Source organism: Caulobacter sp. 17J80-11 (genome assembly GCF_014349105.1).
Taxonomy (GTDB): domain Bacteria; phylum Pseudomonadota; class Alphaproteobacteria; order Caulobacterales; family Caulobacteraceae; genus 17J80-11.
This window is the reverse complement of sequence record NZ_JACSJI010000006.1, coordinates 176,505-195,308: the sequence shown is the minus strand read 5'-3', so window position 1 is coordinate 195,308 and position 18,804 is coordinate 176,505. Positions and strand designations below refer to the sequence as shown.

General features: G+C 70.6%; 16 protein-coding genes. 5 read left to right on the top strand and 11 right to left on the bottom strand.

From position 1 onward, the window contains the following. Positions 1-7: 7 nt before the first annotated feature. Entirely contained in the window at positions 8-814 is an 807-nt protein-coding gene (locus H8B08_RS08725) for a universal stress protein (RefSeq protein WP_187449808.1), read from the bottom strand. A gap of 77 nt (positions 815-891) precedes the next feature. On the opposite strand from H8B08_RS08725, the gene H8B08_RS08720 reads away from it, so the two are divergent. From H8B08_RS08720 to H8B08_RS08705, 4 genes are all read left to right on the top strand, one after another. Then, positions 892-1,539 (top strand): YfbR-like 5'-deoxynucleotidase, encoded by a 648-nt coding sequence (locus H8B08_RS08720; protein ID WP_370545443.1) that lies wholly within the window; start codon positions 892-894, stop codon positions 1,537-1,539. Positions 1,540-1,542: 3 nt separating this feature from the next. Continuing rightward, entirely contained in the window at positions 1,543-2,055 is a 513-nt protein-coding gene (locus tag H8B08_RS08715; RefSeq protein WP_187449807.1) for a tyrosine phosphatase family protein, read from the top strand. Beyond that, positions 2,052-3,026 (top strand): NAD regulator, encoded by a 975-nt coding sequence (locus H8B08_RS08710; protein ID WP_370545442.1) that lies wholly within the window; start codon positions 2,052-2,054, stop codon positions 3,024-3,026. The genes H8B08_RS08715 and H8B08_RS08710 overlap by 4 nt, the downstream gene beginning before the upstream one ends. Before the next feature lie 102 nt (positions 3,027-3,128). Next, positions 3,129-4,247 carry a beta-ketoacyl-ACP synthase III gene (locus H8B08_RS08705; protein WP_187449806.1) on the top strand — a complete coding sequence of 373 codons (1,119 nt, stop codon included), beginning with the start codon at positions 3,129-3,131 and terminating at the stop codon, positions 4,245-4,247. 60 nt (positions 4,248-4,307) lie between these two features. On the opposite strand, the gene H8B08_RS08700 is transcribed toward H8B08_RS08705, so the two are convergent. From H8B08_RS08700 to H8B08_RS08655, 10 genes are all read right to left on the bottom strand, one after another. Further along, the gene (locus H8B08_RS08700; protein WP_222934372.1) at positions 4,308-5,555 is read right to left on the bottom strand and encodes a M48 family metallopeptidase; all 1,248 of its coding nucleotides are present in this window, start codon (positions 5,553-5,555) and stop codon (positions 4,308-4,310) included. 279 nt (positions 5,556-5,834) lie between these two features. Further along, the gene (gene ppdK, locus H8B08_RS08695) at positions 5,835-8,522 is read right to left on the bottom strand and encodes a pyruvate, phosphate dikinase (protein WP_187449804.1); all 2,688 of its coding nucleotides are present in this window, start codon (positions 8,520-8,522) and stop codon (positions 5,835-5,837) included. Positions 8,523-8,563: 41 nt separating this feature from the next. Further along, positions 8,564-10,741, bottom strand: a complete 2,178-nt coding sequence (gene glyS, locus H8B08_RS08690; RefSeq protein WP_187449803.1) for a glycine--tRNA ligase subunit beta — start codon at positions 10,739-10,741, stop codon at positions 8,564-8,566. Between the two features lies 1 nt (position 10,742). Continuing rightward, entirely contained in the window at positions 10,743-11,111 is a 369-nt protein-coding gene (locus H8B08_RS08685) for a hypothetical protein (protein WP_187449802.1), read from the bottom strand. Beyond that, complete coding sequence (locus tag H8B08_RS08680) at positions 11,108-12,001, bottom strand: glycine--tRNA ligase subunit alpha (protein ID WP_187449801.1); 894 nt, start codon at positions 11,999-12,001, stop codon at positions 11,108-11,110. The genes H8B08_RS08685 and H8B08_RS08680 overlap by 4 nt, the downstream gene beginning before the upstream one ends. 87 nt (positions 12,002-12,088) lie before the next feature. Beyond that, positions 12,089-12,793: a fasciclin domain-containing protein gene (locus H8B08_RS08675; protein WP_187449800.1), complete on the bottom strand. Its 705-nt coding sequence runs from the start codon at positions 12,791-12,793 to the stop codon at positions 12,089-12,091. 126 nt (positions 12,794-12,919) lie between these two features. Continuing rightward, a complete protein-coding gene (locus H8B08_RS08670; protein WP_187449799.1) occupies positions 12,920-13,459 on the bottom strand; it encodes a hypothetical protein in 540 nt (179 codons plus the stop codon). A 105-nt stretch (positions 13,460-13,564) separates the two neighbouring features. Beyond that, positions 13,565-14,434, bottom strand: a complete 870-nt coding sequence (locus tag H8B08_RS08665; RefSeq protein ID WP_187449798.1) for a 4-(cytidine 5'-diphospho)-2-C-methyl-D-erythritol kinase — start codon at positions 14,432-14,434, stop codon at positions 13,565-13,567. Then, positions 14,431-16,113, bottom strand: a complete 1,683-nt coding sequence (locus H8B08_RS08660; RefSeq protein WP_187449797.1) for a tetratricopeptide repeat protein — start codon at positions 16,111-16,113, stop codon at positions 14,431-14,433. Before H8B08_RS08660 ends, H8B08_RS08665 begins: the two co-directional genes overlap by 4 nt. Before the next feature lie 38 nt (positions 16,114-16,151). Continuing rightward, positions 16,152-17,825 carry an electron transfer flavoprotein-ubiquinone oxidoreductase gene (locus H8B08_RS08655; RefSeq protein WP_187449796.1) on the bottom strand — a complete coding sequence of 558 codons (1,674 nt, stop codon included), beginning with the start codon at positions 17,823-17,825 and terminating at the stop codon, positions 16,152-16,154. A 123-nt stretch (positions 17,826-17,948) separates the two neighbouring features. Between H8B08_RS08655 and H8B08_RS08650 the strand changes: the two genes are divergently transcribed. Next, positions 17,949-18,752, top strand: a complete 804-nt coding sequence (locus H8B08_RS08650; RefSeq protein ID WP_187449795.1) for a uracil-DNA glycosylase — start codon at positions 17,949-17,951, stop codon at positions 18,750-18,752. Positions 18,753-18,804 lie beyond the last annotated feature (52 nt).

The window sequence follows — 18,804 nt, the reverse complement described above, 5'->3', positions numbered from 1 at the left end:
TTCTCTCTTAATGCGCCAGGAACAGCGACGGTTTCGCCGATTGCAGGATCGCCCGCGTCGCGCCGCCGAATATGAACTCGCGAAGCCGCGAATGGCCGAAGGCGCCCGCCACCAGCAGCGAGGCGTTCTCGACCTCCGCCACGGCCAGCACGCCCTCGATCGGATCGCCGCCGCGCTCCAGCGGACGGATCTCCGCCTCGATCCGGCGCGCGGCGTAATAGGCCTGCAGGCTGCGCAGGTCGCAGGGCCGGTCGGACAGCGGCGCGCCGACGATCAGCACCCGCTCGCAGCGGCGCAGGATCGGCGCGGCCCGCCGCGCGGCGCGGCTGGCCGGCTCGCCGCCTTCCCAGGCCACCACCGCCGTCCCGAACGGGTCGCCGCCGCGGTTCACGAACACCGCCGCCCGCTCCTCGATCAGCACCTGTTCGAAGGCCCCGCTGAACGGGCCCTTGCCCCGCGCCGCGCCGTCGTCGAACACCACCAGGTCGGACAGCCGCACCTCCCCGGACAGGCCCCGCCACACCGGCGAGACCAGGGCGGTGAAGGTCTTGCGGGGATAGGCCAGGTCCTCGAAGGCGGCGCGCGCATGGCGCTCGCCTTCGACGGCGGCGTCCCTGAGGCTTTCGATCGCCGCGACCTGCACGCCGCCGACGAAGCCTTCGCCCAGCCAGGGCGTCAGTTCCGCCGGGTCGGGCGGGCAATAGACCCCGGCCACCTCCGCCTCAAACCGTTCCGCGATCATCGCAGCGGTCTCGAGCGCCGGGCGGTCCTGGTCGCCGCCGGACAGCGGCGCCGTCACACGTCCCCATTCCATCACTGGCCGCCTTCCTGCATTGATCTTCGCCGCACGATGAGCCAGTTGCTCGGCCTCACGGAGAAGGAACAAACAACTTGGTGAAAGGGCTGCGTACGTCCCGCACCGAACCGCCGCGCGCCTGGCAGCGCATGCTGTCCGGCCGCCGGCTCGACCTGCTCGACCCCTCCCCGCTCGACATTGAGATCGAGGACATCGCGCACGGCCTGGCCCGGGTGGCCCGCTGGAACGGCCAGACCGTCGGCGAGCACGCCTTCTCGGTCGCCCAGCACAGCCTGGTGGTGGAGGAAATCGCCGCCCACCTGTCGCCGGGGCTGGAGCCGCGCTGGCGGCTGGCCGCCCTGCTCCACGACGCGTCGGAGTACGTGATCGGCGACATGATCTCGCCGTTCAAGGCGGCGCTGGGGTTGGACTACAAGAGCTTCGAGACTCGTCTGGAAGGCGCCATTCACCTGCGCTTCGGTCTGCCGCCAAAGGTGCCGGCCGAGATCAAGACACTGATCAAGAAGGCCGACCTCGCCTGCGCCTTCTACGAAGCGACGCAACTGGCCGGTTTCAGCGAGCCGGAATCCGTGCGATTCTTCGGCCGACCGCCGGCGGGCTACGCCCTGACGATCGAGCCGCTGGCGCCGGCCCAGGCCCAGGCGCGTTACCTGCAACGGTATCAGACCCTGGCCGAGGCCGCGGGACTGGCCCCGTCGCCGGCGGCGCACCAGACGGAGTAAGCGATGACGATCATCGTCTGTCCGCTGAGCTACGTCGACACCATCGCGCGCACGCGCAAGCCGTCGCATCTGGTCACCCTGCTCGACCCCGACCACGAGATCGAGACGCCTGAAGGCATCGCGCCCGAACGCCACCTGCGCTTGGGCTGCCACGACGTGTCCGACTACGTCGAAGGCCTGAACCCGCCGGACGCCACGGTGGTGCGTCAGCTGCTGAGCTTCGGGGCTGGCTGGAACGCGAGCGCGCCGATCGTGGTGCACTGCTGGGCCGGCATCAGCCGCTCCAGCGCCGCGGCCTTCGTCTTGGCCTGCCAGCGCAATCCGCACGCCTCCGAGCACGAGATCGCCTTCGAGATCCGGCGCAAGTCGCGCTACGCCACGCCCAACCCGCGCATCGTGGAGCTGGCCGACATGCTGATGGCCCGCCAGGGCCGGATGATCGACGCCGCCCACGCCATCGGCCGCGGCGAGCTGGCCCACGAAGGACGCCCGTTCGATCTCAAGGCGGACTGGTGAGCGGCACGGCGGTCGTCATCGGCCTGTCGGCCGTCGTCGTCGCCGTGCGCGACGGGGAAGCCGCGGTGCTGACCGTCGCGCCCCAGGGCGCCGGCCTGCCCGGCCTGCCGTTCGGTCCCTTCGACCCGGCCGGCCACCGCACCTTCGAACTGGCGCTGCGGGCCTTCGTGACCGAGCAGACCGGCTTCGAGCTCGGCTATGTCGAGCAGCTCTACACCTTCGGCGACCAGGGCCGCGACGCGCCGCTGGCCGACGTCGGCGCCGGCGCCGCGCGCGTGGTCTCGGTCGGCTATCTCGCCCTGGCCCCCTCCCCGCCCGAGCACGCCGCGCCGGACACCGGCTGGTCGTCCTGGTCGCGCTTCTTCCCGTGGGAAGACTGGCGCGCCGGCCGACCGGCGGTGATCGACGCGGCCATAGCCCCGGCCCTGGCGGCCTGGGCGGACCAGGCCCCGGCGGCGGAAGCCGAACGCCGCCGCGCCCGCGCCCGCCACCTGTTCGCGCTGGACGAGGCGGCCTGGAACGAAGAGCGGGTGCTGGACCGCTACGAACTGCTCTACGAGGCCGGTCTGGCGGCGGAGGCCGCGCGCGACCGCGCGCTCGCCGCCGGCGCCCACGTTCCGGTCGCCGCCGCGCCGGTTCCGGGCCTCGGCCAGCCCATGGTCTCCGACCACCGCCGCATCCTCGCCACGGGCCTGGGGCGGCTGCGGGGCAAGCTGAAATACCGCCCCGTGGTGTTCGAGCTGACCCGGCCGGAATTCACGCTCTCGGAGCTGCAGAAGACGGTCGAGGCGATCTCGGGCGTGCCGCTGCACAAGCAGAACTTCCGCCGCGCGGTGGAGCGCACCGGCCTGGTCGAGCCGCTCGGCCGGCTCGACCTCGACACCGGCGGACGCCCGGCCGAGCTGTTCCGCTTCGAGCGTGAGCGCGCCGCCGCCGGTCCGGCGCTTGGACTGCCGCTGCCGTTGCGCTGAGCGCGTCCGCCACCGGCCGGCCTGCGCCAAACCGGCGCCTCCCACGCTCCCCGCGCCGTGCTAATGCTCGGCCACGCGAATCCGCGTTCGGAGCCCTTTCCGTTGCGTCAAGCCGTCATCGCCGCCACCGGCCTCTACACCCCGTCTGAAAGCATCAGCAACGAGGAGCTGGTCGCGAGCTACAACGCCTATGTCGAGCGCTTCAACGCCGACCACGCCGCGCACATCGCGCTGGGCGAGGTCGAGCCGCTGCAGCCCTCCTCGGCCGAATTCATCGAGAAGGCCTCGGGCATCAAGTCGCGCTACGTCGTGCAGAAGTCCGGCGTGCTGGACCCCGCCATCATGCGCCCGGTGATCCCGGAGCGCTCGAACGACGAACTGTCGCTGCTGGCCGAGATCGCCGTGGCCGCCGCCAAGGACGCCATCGCCCGCTGGGGCAAGCCGGTCTCCGAGATCGGCGCGGTGCTGTGCGCCGCCTCCAACATGCAGCGCGCCTACCCGGCCATGGCCATCGAGGTCCAGAACGCGCTGGGCATCGAAGGCTTCGCCTTCGACATGAACGTGGCCTGCTCCTCGGCCACCTTCGGCATCAAGACGGCCGCCGACTTCATCGCCTCGGGCTCGGCCAAGGCGGTGCTGATGGTCAACCCGGAGATCTGCTCGGCCCACCTGAACTTCCGCGACCGCGACAGCCACTTCATCTTCGGCGACGTGGCCACCGCGGTGATCGTCGAGGACGCCGGGCAAGCCGAGAGCGGCTGGGAGATCCTGGGCACGCGCCTGAAGACCCAGTTCTCCAACAACATCCGCAACAACGCCGGCTTCCTGAACCGGGGCGCGCCGGAAGGCCGCGACCTGCCCGACAAGCTGTTCGTCCAGCAGGGCCGCAAGGTCTTCAAGGAAGTGGTGCCGATGGTCAGCGAGATGATCGTCGACCACGCCGCCGCCCTCGGCCTGGAGCCCGGCGCCCTGAAGCGGATGTGGCTGCACCAGGCCAACATCAACATGAACGAGATGATCGGCCGCAAGGTGCTGGGCCGCGACCCCGCCCCGGGCGAAAACGTCATCATCCTGGACAGGTACGCCAACACGTCGTCGGCGGGCTCGATCATCGCCTTCCACCTGCACAACGACGGCTTCGCGGCGGGCGACACCGGCCTGATCTGCAGCTTCGGCGCGGGCTACTCGGCCGGCACGGTGTTCGTGAAGAAGCGCGCCTGACGACGGCCTGACGCCGGAAGAAATCGGGGCTCGCGACCGTGTCGCGAGCCCCTTTTCACGTCAGGACTTGGCCGGCGCCGGTTCGGCCGGCGGAGGGGCCGGCGTCGCCGCCGGAACGGCCTGCGGAGCCGGCTCCGGCTTCGGGTGCGCCGCCTTCCACTCCATGGCGCGGCGCACGCGGTTCTCGACGCTGGGGTGGTCATAGAACAGCACCTCCTCCAGCTTGCCCGGCGAGGACGCGCGATACTCCACCGTCTTGACCAGGGCGGCGGCCAGGCCGTCGGGCTCGTTGGCGTGCTCCAGCGAATAGCGGTCGGCGTCGGCCTCGGCGGTGCGGAAGATGGTGTTGAACACCGGCGTGCCCAGCAGGCCCAGCAGGGCCAGCACCGCCCAGATCACCGGCAGGCCGGCCGGGTCGGCGACACCCTTCACGTCGCCGGCGCCCAGCAGGCGGGCGACGACCGGGAACAGCGCGTGCACCAGCCAGAAGCCCAGCGCCGACAGGATGGCGAAGGCGACGGTGAACCAGATCACGTGCATCTGCTTGTAGTGGCCGATCTCGTGGCCGACCACGCCGCGCACTTCCGGCAGGGTGGCGCGGGTCAGCATGGCGTCGCTCATGGCGATGCGGGCGGTCGAGCCCAGGCCCGAGACGTTGGCGGTATAGCGGTTCGACTGACGGCTGCCGTCAAACACGAAGACCTTGTCGGTCGGCACGCCGTTCTCATGGGCCAGCTGGACCACCGCGTCGCGCACCGGGCCGGGCGCGGCCTCCTTATAGGTGTTGAACAGCGGCTCGATGTAGATCGGCGCGATCAGCACGCTGAACAGGATGAAGGCGGCGCTGAGCGCCCCGCCCCAGGCCCACCAGGTCCTGGGCGCCTTGCGGATCAGAGCGTAGAGCACGACCAGGAAGATCGCGGTCATGAGGGTGGAGATCGCGGCGCCGATCGCCGCCTCGCTCAGCCACGCGTCCCAGGTCTGGTTGTTCAGGCCGTAGGACTTCTCGCGCCACCACGAAGCGTAGGCCGACCACGGCAGGCTGAGCAGCCAGTCCAGGCCTAGGAACACCACCGCGCCGACGAACGAGAACAGCACCGGCCGGGGCCGCCGCTTCTCCAGGCCGTCGCGGATGCGGGCGAGCACGCCCGAACGCAGCACCACGAACGCCACCACCACGGACACCAGGAAATTGCCCAGCAACAGCCAGTGGCCGCCCTGGGTGTAGGCCACGGCCTTCGCGTGGGCCTCCGGCGACAATTGCGCCAGGTACTGGGCGGTGGCCGCCGCCGCGTCGAAACTCGCCATCACAGGATCTCCCCGACCGAAGTGCATAGCTTTGCTGTGCAAAACCCGCGCCGCCAAGGAGCCAAGGGGAAAATTCCGGCAAAAGTCAGGAACCCGTCAGCGCTCGGAGGGTTGAATCGAAGCCTTCAACTCCGGAGCGAGAGCAGCGGAGACGAATTGGAGGAAGCGCGGAGGACGCGTGTCGAGGCTCTGTGGCCCCCTGGTCCGGAAGCACGGCGTACGCCCTCCGCGCAGCTATTGGCGGAGACGAAAAAAGGGCCCCTTTCGGGGCCCTTTGTCTTACGCGGCCTTGCGGGCCTTGAGCGCCGCCTGGGCGGCGGCCAGCCGGGCGATCGGCACCCGGTAGGGCGAACAGCTGACATAGTCGAGGCCGACCCGTTCGCAGAAGTCGATCGACGCCGGGTCCCCGCCGTGCTCGCCGCAGATGCCGAGCTTGACGTTCGGGCGGGTCTGGCGGCCGCGCTCGGTCGCAATGCGGATCAGGTCGCCCACGCCTTCCTGGTCCAGCGAGACGAACGGGTCTTTCTCAAACACGCCCTTCTCGATGTAGGCGTTCAGGAAGCGGCCGGAGTCGTCGCGGCTGATGCCGAAGGTGGTCTGGGTCAGGTCGTTGGTGCCGAACGAGAAGAACTCGGCGTTCTCGGCCAGCTTGTCGGCGGTCAGCGCCGCGCGCGGCAGCTCGATCATGGTGCCGACCATGTACTCGATCTCGACGCCCTGCTCCTGCTGCACCTGCTTGGCCACGCGGTCGGTCATCTCGCGCAGCAGCTTCATCTCCTCGGCCTTGGCGACCAGGGGGTGCATGATCTCGACCTGGGCGGTCTTGCCGCCGCGCTTGCCGGCGCAGGCGGCCTCGACGATGGCCCGGACCTGCATCTCGTAGATCTCGGGGAAGGTCACGCCCAGGCGGCAGCCGCGCCAGCCCAGCATCGGGTTGGTCTCCTGCAGCTCGCGGGCGCGGCGCATCAGCTTCTCGGCCGACAGGCCGGTGGCCTGGGCGACCGCTCGCACGTCCTCCTCGGAGTGCGGCAGGAACTCGTGCAGCGGCGGGTCCAGGAGGCGCACCGTGACCGGCAGGCCGTCCATGATCTCGAACAGCTCGACGAAGTCGGCGCGCTGGAACGGCAGGATCTTGTCCAGCGCCTTGCGGCGGCCCTGCTCGTCGTCAGCCAGGATCATCTCGCGGACGGCGGCGATCCGGTCGGCGTCGAAGAACATGTGCTCGGTGCGGCACAGGCCCACGCCCTCGGCCCCGAAGCCGCGCGCGGTGCGGGCGTCCAGCGGGGTCTCCGCGTTGGCGCGCACCTTCAGGCGGCGCGCCCGGTCGGCCCAGGTCATCAGGGTGGCGAAGTCGCCGGACAGCTCCGGTTCGACCATCTTCACCGCGCCGGCCAGGACCTCGCCCTTGGAGCCGTCGATGGTGATCACCTCGCCGGCCTTGAAGGTGCGGCCCCGTGCGTGGAACTCGCCCTTCGCCTCGTCGATGTGCACTTCGCCCGCGCCGGAGACGCAGGGACGGCCCATGCCGCGGGCGACGACGGCGGCGTGGCTGGTCATCCCCCCGCGGGCGGTGATGATGCCCTTGGCCGCGTGCATGCCGTGGATGTCCTCCGGCGAGGTCTCCTCGCGCACAAGGATCACCGCCTCGCCCATGGTGCCCAGGCGCTCGGCCTCGTCGGCGTCGAACACGATCTTGCCGGTGGCCGCGCCGGGCGAGGCCGGCAGGCCGGCGGCGATCACGTCGCGCGCGGCGTTGGGATCGATGGTCGGGTGCAGCAGCTGGTCCAGCGAGGCCGGCTCGACGCGCAGGACGGCCTCGTCCTCGGTGATCAGGCCCTCGCCGGCCTGGTCGACGGCGATCTTCAGCGACGCCTTGGCGGTGCGTTTGCCGTTGCGAGTCTGCAGCATGTAGAGCTTGCCCTGCTCCACCGTGAACTCGATGTCCTGCATGTCGCGGTAGTGCCGTTCGAGCTTGTTCACGACCGCGACGAACTGGGCGAACACCTCCGGCATCGCCTCTTCCATCGAGGGCGTCGTCTCGCCCATCTCCTCGCGGCCGGCCTTGGTCAGGCTCTGCGGCGTACGGATGCCGGCGACCACGTCCTCGCCCTGGGCGTTGATCAGAAACTCGCCGTACAGGCGGTTCTCGCCGGTGGAGGGGTTGCGGGTAAAGGCGACCCCCGTGGCCGAGGTCTCCCCCATGTTGCCGAACACCATGGACTGCACGTTCACCGCCGTGCCCCAGCTCTCGGGGATGTCGTGCATGCGGCGGTAGAACTTGGCCCGGTCGTTCATCCAGCTGGCGAACACGGCGCCGACGGCGCCCCACAGCTGGTCGTTCGGGGCCTGCGGGAAGTCGCGGCCCAGCTCGCGGCGCACCGCGGCCTTGTAGTCGGCGACCACCGCCTCCCAGTCCTCCGCCGACAGCGCCGTGTCGACGCTGACGTGCAGGCGGTCCTTATGGTCGTCCAGGATCTCCTCGAAGGTGTCGTGGCCCAGGCCCAGCACCACGTTGGAGTACATCTGGATGAAGCGGCGATAGCTGTCGAAGGCGAAGCGGCGGTCGCCCGACAGCTTGGCCAGGCCCTCGACCGTCTCGTCGTTCAGGCCCAGGTTCAGGACGGTGTCCATCATGCCCGGCATGGACGCGCGGGCGCCGGAGCGCACCGAGACCAGCAGCGGATTGGCCGGATCGCCGAACACCTTGCCGGTCAGCTTCTCGACCTTGGACAGGCCTTCGCGGACCTGGGCCTCCAGCGCCGCCGGATAGCTCTTGCCGTTGGCGTAGTACCAGACGCAGGCCTCGGTGGTGATGGTGAAGCCCGGCGGGACCGGCAGGCCCAGCGCGCTCATCTCGGCCAGATTGGCGCCCTTGCCGCCCAGCAGGTTCTTCATCGAGGCGTCGCCGTCGGCGCCGCCGCCCCCGAACGAATAAACCCAGCGGGTGGTGCTCGCAGCGTCCAGCATAAGCAGTCCTCTAAGCTCCGCCTTGAAGGCGTCCGCGGGCCTCAGCCCGCGATCAGCGAGAAGTCGGCGACGCGATTAGCCGCGTCACGGATTTGAGACAACAGGCGTAGCCGGTTCAACCGCACCGCCGGATCGGGGTCGTTGACCAGCACTTTGTCGAAGAAGGCGTCCACCGGGCCGCGCAGGCCCGACAGCGCCGCCATCGCGCTCTTGAAATCCTCATGGCCGAGCCTCTGTTCCAGCTCGCCGAGCGCCTTCGCCAAAGCTTCGGCCAGCGCCTTCTCTTCGGCCTCGCCCAGCAGGCCGGCGTCGACCGCGGCGGCGTAGCTCGCCTCCTCGGCGGGCGCCTTCTTGGCCTCGGCCTTGAGGATGTTCACAGCGCGGCGGTAGCCGGCCAGCAGGTTCTTGCCGTCCTCGGTGTGCAGGAAGCCGTCCAGCGCCTCCACCCGCGCGACGATGCGCACCAGGTCGTCGTCGCCCAGGGCGAAAACCGCGTCGACCAGGTCGTAGCGCTTGCCCTCGTCGCGCAGCAGCACCTTCAGGCGGTCGGCGAAGAAGGCGGCCAGTTCCTGCGCGTCCGCCTTGCCGGCCTGCTCGACCAGGCTCCGCAGCGAGAACCGCGCCCGCGTCTCCAGCGCGATGCGGATAACGCCCAGGGCGGCGCGGCGCAGGGCGAACGGGTCCTTCGAACCGGTGGGCTTCTCGTCGATGGCGAAGAAGCCGACCAGGGTGTCGAGCTTGTCGGCCAGAGCCACGGCCACGCTGACCGGGGCCAGCGGCACGGCGTCGGCCGGACCCTGCGGCTTGTAGTGGTCGCGGATGGCGACGGCGACGTCCTCGACGCAGTCGCGGCTCAGGCCGTCGTACCAGGCCCGGGTCTCGGCCGGGTGCGGACACTGGGCCACGGCGAGAATGTCGGTCGAGGACAGCGGATCCTCGGTCCCGTCGTTGAAGCCTTGCGGCGCGTCATGGTGGACCGCGTCGCTGTAGGGCTCCTGGCGGGCGTAGTAGCCGCCCATGACCCCCTGCAGCTCCGGGAACTCGCCGACCATGCCGGTGGCCAGGTCCGCCTTGGCCAACCCCGCGGCGGTGGCGGCCAGCGCCGGATCGGCGTGGACCAGCGGCGCGATCTCACGGGCCAGGGCGGTGATCCGCTCCACGCGCTGGTACATGGTGCCGAGCTTGGCGTGGAAGGTGACGCCCTTCAGCTTCTCCAGCCGGTCCTCCAGCGGGATCTTGCGGTCCTCGTTCCAGAAGAAGCGCGCGTCGTTCAGGCGGGCCGACAGCACCCGGGCGTAGCCCGTGGCCATCGCGGCGCCGCCGTCCTTGGCCTCGATGTTGGCCACGGCGATGAAGTGCGGGGCCAGCCGGTTCGAGCCGGGCTCGCGCACGGCGAAGTACTTCTGGTGCGTGCGCATGGAGGTGCGGATCACCTCAGGCGGCAGATCCAGGAAGGCCGGATCCATGACGCCCAGGATCGGCACGGGCCATTCGGCGAGGCCCGAGACCTCGTCCAGCAGGCCCTCGTCCTCGACCAGTTCGACGCCTCGCGCGGCGCACAGCGACCGCGCCGTCTCCAGGATGCGCGCCTTGCGCTCGGCGGCGTCCAGCACCACGAAGTTCTCGGCCAGGCCGTTGCGGTAGGCGGCGAAGTCCAGCGCCCGGAACGGCGCCTTCGAGCCCATGAAGCGGTGGCCTTCGGTCACGTCGCCGGCGACGATCCCGTCGATCGAGAGCGGCACGATCTGGCCGTCGAACACGCACAGGATGCGGCGCAGCGGGCGCACCCAGCGCAGGCTGCCCCGCCCCCAGGTCATCGACTTCGGCCAGGGGAAGCCGCGCACTACCGCCTCGACGATTTCCGCAACGATTTCAGGGGTCGGGCGCCCCCTCTTCTCGATGCGGGCGAAGAGCACGCCGTCGCGCTCCTCCAGCTGCTCGCGGGTCATGCCGGTCGAGCGCAGGAAGCCGGCCAGGGCCTGCTCCGGCGCGTTGGCGCGGGGACCTTTACGCTCCTCGACCCGGTCCTCCTGGGCGGCCGGCAGGCCGTCGGCGACCAGGGTCAGGCGGCGCGGGCCTGCGAAGGTCTGCAGGCGCTCGTAGCCGAGGCCGGCCTCCTTCAGCCGCTCGACGACCATACGCTCCAGGTCGCGCGCGGCGTTCGCCTGCATCCGCGCCGGGATCTCTTCGGAAAACAGTTCGAGCAGAAGCTGGGGCATGTCAGGTCAGCCGGGTCACGCCGAACGACAGCTGACGCACTTTCAGGGCGTCGCCGTCGGGGTGGGCGAAGAACTGGACCGAGAGCTTGGTCTCGGCCGGGGCGAAGAAGGCGCGCATCAGAAGGCCGAAGGCGGCCGGCTCGAACAGCAGCCGGCCGCTCCAGGCGCGGTCGCGCAGCTCCAGCTCGCCGCAGTCGGTCGGATCGTCGCCGCTGCGGCGCACCAGGAACAGGTTGGCCTTGTGCACCTCGGAGCCGGCGATCTGGCCGACGCCCGAGCAGAAGAAGGCGGCCGGATGTCCCGGGTCCTGGGCCCGCGCCTCCAGGGAGGCCTCGCCCAGCGGGAAATCCAGATAGCTCATCTGGGTCACGCCGCCGGCTCCGATTGTTGGGCGACCCAGGCCTCCGCGCACATCTTGCAGAGGTCGCGGATGCGGCCGATGTAGCTCTGCCGCTCGGCCACCGCGATGGCCCCGCGCGCGTCCATCAGGTTGAACAGGTGGCTGGCCTTCAGCACCCGGTCATAGGCCGGCAACACCAGCTTCTGCCCCTGCGGGCCGCGGTGGTTCAGGATGCGCGGCACGTCGCGCTCCATGTCCTCGAACTGCCGCTTCAGGGTCTCGACGTCCGAGGCCTCGAAGTTGAAGGCGGAGTTCTGCCGCTCGTTCTCGAGGAAGACCTCGCCGTAGGTGACGCCGGCGTTGTTGAATTTCAGGTCGTAGACGTTGTCCACGCCCTGCACGTACATGGCCAGGCGCTCCAGGCCGTAGGTCAGCTCGCCAGCCACCGGGAAGACGTCCAGCCCGCCCACCTGCTGGAAGTAGGTGTACTGGGTGACCTCCATGCCGTCGCACCAGACTTCCCAGCCCAGGCCCCAGGCGCCCACCGTCGGATTTTCCCAGTCGTCCTCGACGAAGCGGATGTCATGCAGCAGCGGGTCGATGCCGATGGCCGCCAGCGAACCCAGGTAGAGCTCCTGCAGGTCGGCCGGGTTCGGCTTCAGGATCACCTGATACTGATAGTAGTGCTGCAGCCGGTTGGGGTTCTCGCCGTAGCGGCCGTCGGCCGGGCGGCGCGAGGGCTGAACGTAGGCGGCCTTCCACTCCTTCGGCCCCAGCGCGCGCAGCACGGTGGCCGGGTGCAGCGTCCCCGCCCCCACCTCCACGTCGTAGGGCTGCAGGATCAGGCAGCCCTGCTCGCTCCAATAGCGATGCAGCGTCAGGATCAGATCCTGAAACGAGAGAGGTTCTTTGGCGGACACGGGGGTTCTTCGCGGGCGCAAAAAAAGACGGCGGACCATAGGGCCCGCCGTCTCGGGCGGCAAGCGCCCGGCTCAGATGGAAGAACGTCAGTTCGCGGCGGCGCCCAGCTCCACGCCTTCCGGCGCGATCACCTTGTCGATCGCATAGACGGTGCCGTTGCCGGCGCTGATGTCCTTGGTGACTGTGGCCTCGTCGGCGGTGACGCGCCCGCCGGCCGCGCCCAGGGTCATTTCGGCGTCGGCTTCGGTCTTCAGCGCGCCCTTGTGGCTGGCCAGCTGGGCCGGCGCGACCTTCTCGTCCACGGTCAGATAGAGCACCACCTTGCGCAACTGCTCAGCGTTCTCAGGCTGAAGCAGCTTTTCCATCGCGCCAGCCGGCAGGGCGGCGAAGGCGGCGTCGGTCGGGGCGAACACGGTGACGCCCGGCGAACTCTTCAGCCGCTCGGTCAGGTTGGCGGCCTCGATCGCCTTGAGAAGGGTGCCGAACTGACCCTGGGCGCGCATCGCCTCGATCACGTCGGCCTTGGCGGCGGGCGCCGTGACCGCCGCGCCGGCGGCCGAGGGCGCGGCCATCGCGGCGGCCGGGGTCGCCATCACGGCGGCGGCGAGGGCCTCGGGCGAGGCCGGGTCGGCGGTGGCGGCCGACTTCTCCGGCCACGGCGCCTGCGCTGGCTTCGCGGGCGCGGCAGGATCGGCCGGCATCGTGGCGGCGGTGGTTTCGGTCTGGGCGGACGCGGCGGCGGCCGCAAGGACGAAGGCGGCGCAAGCGCCGAACAGGACAGTCGACTTCATACGAAAGCATCCCTGTCTGGGAGCCCGACAGCGCGGGCGCGATCCCCGAAAACCCCGGCGACAGAGACACGCGGAGGGCGGGTGATGTTCCCGCCCTCCGAAGAATTTCGCTGCAGCGCAGCGTCGTCAGTTGCCCTGCGGCCTCGTGCGGCGGCCGGCGGCGCTCAGCGGCGGGAATTCGGCCCGGTTGGTGGCGTTGTCCGGCACCGGTCCATTGGTGATGATCTGCATCGACTGCCCGGCGCTGTCGGTGATGGTGCCGACGAACAGGCGCGACGTGCCGACCGTGGTCTCTTCGAGGTCCATGTCGACCCAGGCGCGGGTCGTGCGGTCGGACATCCCCTCCTTGGACGTCGGCGCCCGGCCGGACGTCTGCTCGGCCGCCGCGGATTGCTGGCCGGAGGAAACGCTGCTGCCGCTCGTCGAGGGCGTGGTCCGGCTAGACGGCATGGCCTGGCTGGAAGGTGTCTCGGACGGTGAGTTCTGCCCGGCCGTCGAGGACGACGGCGGCATGGTGTCCTTCATGGCCTGGTCCCTGGCGGCCGAGGCCGCGGAGGACTGGGCCGTGTCGTCAGGCGGGGCGCTCTGCGACGCCGTCTGGGCTGCCGCCGCGCTAGCCAGGAGGGCGGCGGCGGCTGCGGCCGTAAGCAGTTTCAGCTTGAGCATTGAGGAGGTCCCTTCCGGAAAGATCCCCGACTCCGCTTGTTCACCCCCGCATAACGCACCGGGTGTCGGCGAAGTTGCCCCAGCGGAGCGTCACTCCTTGAAGGCTCAAGCCAGGCGGCAGGCCCGGACCCACCAGTCGGGCCGCTCGGCCCCGAGGCGTTCGGCCAGGCTCGCCGCCTCCAGTTCGCCGCCGCACAGCGCGAAACAGGTCGCCCCTGAGCCCGACATCCGCGCCAGCAGCACCTCCGGCTGGCCGCGCAGAACGTGCAAGGCGGCGCCGATGGCCGGCGCCAGGGCGACGGCCGGCGCCTCCAGGTCGTTGCGGCAGGCGCCCAGCACGGCCGCCAGCTCTTCGACGCTGTCGAACGCGTCGGGGAGCGGGGGACGGTCCGCCCCGCCCGGCGCCCCGGCCGCGTCGTAGGCGCGATAGACCGGCCCGGTCGGCGAGGGCACGCCCGGATTGACCAGCACGGCGTGGATTTCCGGCAGGCCGGGCGGCGCCGACAGCCGTTCGCCCCGTCCTTCGGCGATCGCGGCTTCGCGCCAGAGGCACATCGGCCCGTCGGCGCCCAGGCCCGCGGCGATCTCGGTCAGCGCGTCGTCGGACAGCTTCAGTTGAAGGGCCTCGCGCAGCAGGCGCAGCGCCGCCCCGGCGTCGCTGGACCCGCCGCCCAGCCCGGCGGCGATCGGCAGCTCCTTGCGCAGCACCAGGCGCAGCGGCGGGAAGCTCCCGCCCGCGGCGCGCTCCAGCCCGCGCACGGCGCGCAGAACCAGGTTGTCGCCCTCCCCCGCCAGTCCGCCGGCGAAGGGACCGTCCACCAGGAAGGCCGGGTCTTCCGCCGGCTCGACGCTGATCTGGTCGCCCACGTCGGCGAACACCACCAGGCTGCTCAGCGGGTGGTAGCCCTCGGCGTCCGGCGCGCCGACGTGAAGGAACAGGTTGACCTTGGCCGGCGCGAACGCGCTGCGGCTCACTTCGCCGCCGCCGCCGGCTCGCCGTCGATGCCCTTCTCGATCTTGCCTTCGACGGCGGCGCGCAGGGTCGGGTCGGGATTGAGGGTCAGCACGCGCTTCCACTGGAAGCCGGCCTCGCGCTTGCGCCCGACCCGCCAGTAGGCGTCGCCGAGGTGGTCGTTGACGGCCGGATCGCCGGGCTCCAGCACCACCGCGCGTTCCAGCAGCTCGACCGCCTTGGGGTACTCGCCCAGCCGATAGTGGCCCCAGGCCAGGGAGTCCTGAATGGCGCCGGAGGTCGGACGCTGGGCGACCGCCTTCTCGATCAGGGCCATGCCTTCCTGAACCCGCACGCCGCGGTCGATCCAGCTGTAGCCGAGATAGTTCAGCAGCTCCGGATCGTCCGGCCGCAGGTCCAGGGCGTGCTTGAGGTCGACCTGCGCGTCGTCCCAGCGGCCGAGCCGCTCCAGCACCACGCCGCGCATGTAGAACACGCGCCAGTCCGGGTTGCTGCGCGTGGCCAGACGGTCGAGCACGCCGACGGACTCCTGCGCATGCCCGGCCGCGCGCAGGACGTCGGCCAGGGCCAGCTCCGAGGTCGTGTCGCCGGGCGTGCTGGCCACCGTCTCGCGGGCCAGGGACACGGCCGTCTCGCTTTCACCCGCGGCCTGGAAGCTCCAGGCGAGGCGGCTGCGCGCGTCGACATAGTGGGGCGAGCCGACCTTGACCGTGGCCCAGGCCTCGCGCGCCGCCTCCTCGTCGTCGACGGCGCTCATGGCGTCGCCGACCATCATCTTGGCCTCGTCCATTTCCGGATCCAGCCGCAGCGACAACCGCAGATAGGCCAGGCCCAGCTCCATCTGCCGTTCGGCGGTCAGGGCGGCGGCGGTCATCCAAAGCGCTTCGGCCGCGCCCTGCTTGACGGTGAGCGGCGCCGGCGGGCGGCCGCGCTTGATGGCGCGCGCGCGGGCCCGCTGCAGCGAGCCGTCGGACGGGGTCTCGGCTAGGCCGGCGTCGTAGACCGCGATCGCGTCGTTGCGGCGGCCGGCGCGCTCCAGGAACTCGCCGTAGTGGATGCGGAACAGCGAGGCGCCGGCGGTGTCCCCGGCCAGCTGCTGATAGGCCGCCTCGGCTTCCTTCTTGCGACCGCGCGCCTCCAGCAGGCGCGCGCGGCCCAGCTGGGAGAACAGCTGGGTCAGGCGATCGGTCTGCGGCTCCTGCAGCGCCCGGTCCCAGTCGCCGGCGGCGGCGGCCAGCCAGGGCTTCAGCAGGGTCCCGCCCATGGTGTGCGGGAAGGAGATGTTCGCGTCCCTGAAGGCGGCGTCGGCCTGGGGGCCGTGCCCGGCCGCCAGGGCTTCGACCGCCCAGGTCATCTGGCCCAGGCTGCGGACGCCGGCCGGCCCCTCCTCCCCGGACGGAACCAGGGTCGCCGCCCGCGAGACGTCGCCGCTCATCAGCGCGGCCAGGAAGGCCCGCTCGCGCACGCCGGCGTCGTCGGGATCCGCCGCGGCGGCGGCGGCGAGGTAGCGGGCCGCCTGGCCGCTGTCGCCGCGCTGCATGGCTGCCCGCCCCGCCAGATAGCGGCCGTAGACCGAGCCGCCGTCCGAGATCGTCGCGCCCACGTCAACCGGGGCGGCGATCGCCGTGCCGCCCTGGACAAGGAGGGCGAGGAGCGCGGCGATGGAAACCGAACGAAGCATGGCGAGGCGCCCCCTGGTGCGAACCGCGACCCGTCGGATCACATGTTCGGATAGTTAGGACCGCCGCCGCCCTCCGGCGTGGTCCAGACGATGTTCTGCGACGGGTCCTTGATGTCGCAGGTCTTACAGTGAACGCAGTTCTGGGCGTTGATCTGGAAGCGCGGATTGTGGCCCGTCTCGTCGTAGAGGACCTCGTAAACCGCCGCGGGGCAATAGCGCTGCGCCGGCTCGGCGTATTTCGGCAGGTTGATCTCGATCGGGATGTTCGGATCGATCAGCTTCAGGTGGCTGGGCTGATCCTCCTCGTGGTTGGTGTTCGAGATGAACACCGAGGACAGCCGGTCGAAGGTCAGCACGCCGTCGGGCTTGGGATAGGCGATCGGCTTGTAGTCCGCCGCCAGGCCCGTGGAGGCCGCGTCGGTCTTGCCGTGCTTCATGGTGCCGAAGAACGAGAAGCCGCCCAGCAGCCAGTTGGTCATCATGTCGACGCCGCCGGCCAGCATGCCCCAGGTGTTGCCCAGCTTGGACAGCAGCGGCTTCACGTTGCGCACAGAGCGCAGCTCCTTGGCCACGCGCGAGCCCTCGTAGGCGCTCTGGTACGCGACCAGCTCGTCGCCGGCGCGGCCGGCCTGCAGGGCGGCGAAGGCGGCGTCGGCCGCGAGGCGGCCGGTCGAGATGGCGTTATGGCTGCCCTTGATGCGCGGCACGTTCACGAAGCCGGCGGAGTCGCCGATCAGGGCGCCGCCCGGGAAGCTGAGTTTCGGCACCGACTGGTAGCCGCCCTCGACGATCGCCCGCGCCCCGTAGGACACACGCCGGCCGCCCTCCAGGTGGTGGCGGATCGAGGGGTGCAGCTTGAAGCGCTGGAACTCCTCGAACGGCGACAGGTACGGGTTCTTGTAGTTCAGGTGCACCACGAAGCCGATCGACACGTAGTTGTCGCCGAAATGGTACATCCACGAGCCGCCGCCGGTCTGGTCGTCCAGCGGCCAGCCCAGGGTGTGCTGCACCAGGCCCGGCTGGAACTTGTCGGCGGGGACCTGCCACAGCTCCTTGACGCCGAGGCCGTACTTCTGCGGCTCGCGGCCGGCGCACAGGTCGTACTTGGCCATCGCGATCTTCGACAGCGAACCGCGCGCGCCCTCGCCCAGGAAGGTGTACTTGCCGTGCAGCTCGATACCGGGCTGGTAGTCGGGCTTCTCGTGACCTTCCCGGTCGACGCCGAACACCCCAGCCACGACGCCCTTCACCGCGCCGGCCTCGTCGAACACCAGCTCCGAGGCGGACATGCCCGGATAGATCTCGACGCCCAGCGCCTCGGCCTGCTGCGCGAGCCAGCGGCACAGGTTGCCGAGCGAGGCGATGTAGCAGCCGTGATTCTTCATCCACGGCGGGGTGGGCAGCCAGGAGATGTCCAGCTCGCCCTGCGGGCCCAGCACCAGGAACTTGTCCTTGCGGACGGGCGTCTCCAGCGGCGCGCCGCGTTCCTTCCAGTCGGGGAACAGCTCGGTCAGGCCGACCGGGTCGATCACCGCGCCGGACAGGATGTGCGCGCCGACTTCCGAACCCTTTTCCAGAACGGCCACGGAGGTCTCCGTGCCCGCCTCTGCGGCGAGTTGCTTGAGGCGGATCGCTGCGGCCAGGCCGGCCGGGCCCGCCCCCACGATGACGACGTCGTATTCCATGGACTCGCGCGCCGGCTGGTCGGCCATCGTCGTACTTTCAGTCTGAAAGGGCGCGCGAAGCAGGCGCGCCGGTTGATCGTTCAGCGGCTTTATCCGAATGTGACGCAAGGGCGGTCAAGGCCGACCGCTTTGCTGTCCATGTAAGCGCCTGTGCATTCCTCTCCAGACCCCGTCGATCTCCGCGCGCTCGAAAGCCTGTTCGCCTTCTGGCGGGACGCGGGCGTCGAAGCCGCGTTCGCCGACGAACCGGTCGACCGCACCCTCGCCCCGCCCCGCCCGGAACCGGCCAAACCCGTGCTGCAGGCGGTGTCTCCGGTCCTGCGCGGCGCGCCGGACCTGTCCGACGCCCTGCTCGAGGCGCGACGCCTCGCCGCGGACGCCCAGAGCCTGGAACAACTGGAAGCCGCCCTCGCCAGCTTCGAAACCTGCCCGCTGGCCTACGAAGGCGCCAAACGGCCGGTCTTCATGCGCGGCAGCACGACGCCCGACGTCGTGGTGATCGGCGAGGCGCCCAGCGCCGACGACGAGGCGCAGGGCCGGCCCTTCGCCGGCGCGCCGGGTCGCTTGCTGGACCGCATGCTGGCCGCCGCCGGCCTGACCGAACGGGCGCTGATCACCCACACGGTGTTCTGGCGCCCGCCGGGCGACCGACCGCCCTCGCCGCAGGAGCAGGACGTGTGCGCGCCGTTCCTGGAACGGACGATCAGCCTGACCCGGCCGCGACTATTGCTCGTGGTCGGCGCCGCCTCCGCGCGCTCGGTTCTGAAAAAAGACGAAGGAATTCTCAGCCTGCGCGGCCGCTGGGGCGAGTGGCGCGCCGAGGACGGCGCGCTGGCTCTGCCCGCTCTACCGACGCTGCATCCGGCGTTCCTGTTGCGCCAGCCGTTAGCCAAGAAGAAAGCTTGGGCTGATCTTTTGTCGCTGACCGCACGGCTTGATCCGCTCGCCTCCTGAGCGTTACAACCTGAAAGGTCACGCCGTAGGTGGTAACGAGCCTGAGGCCCGG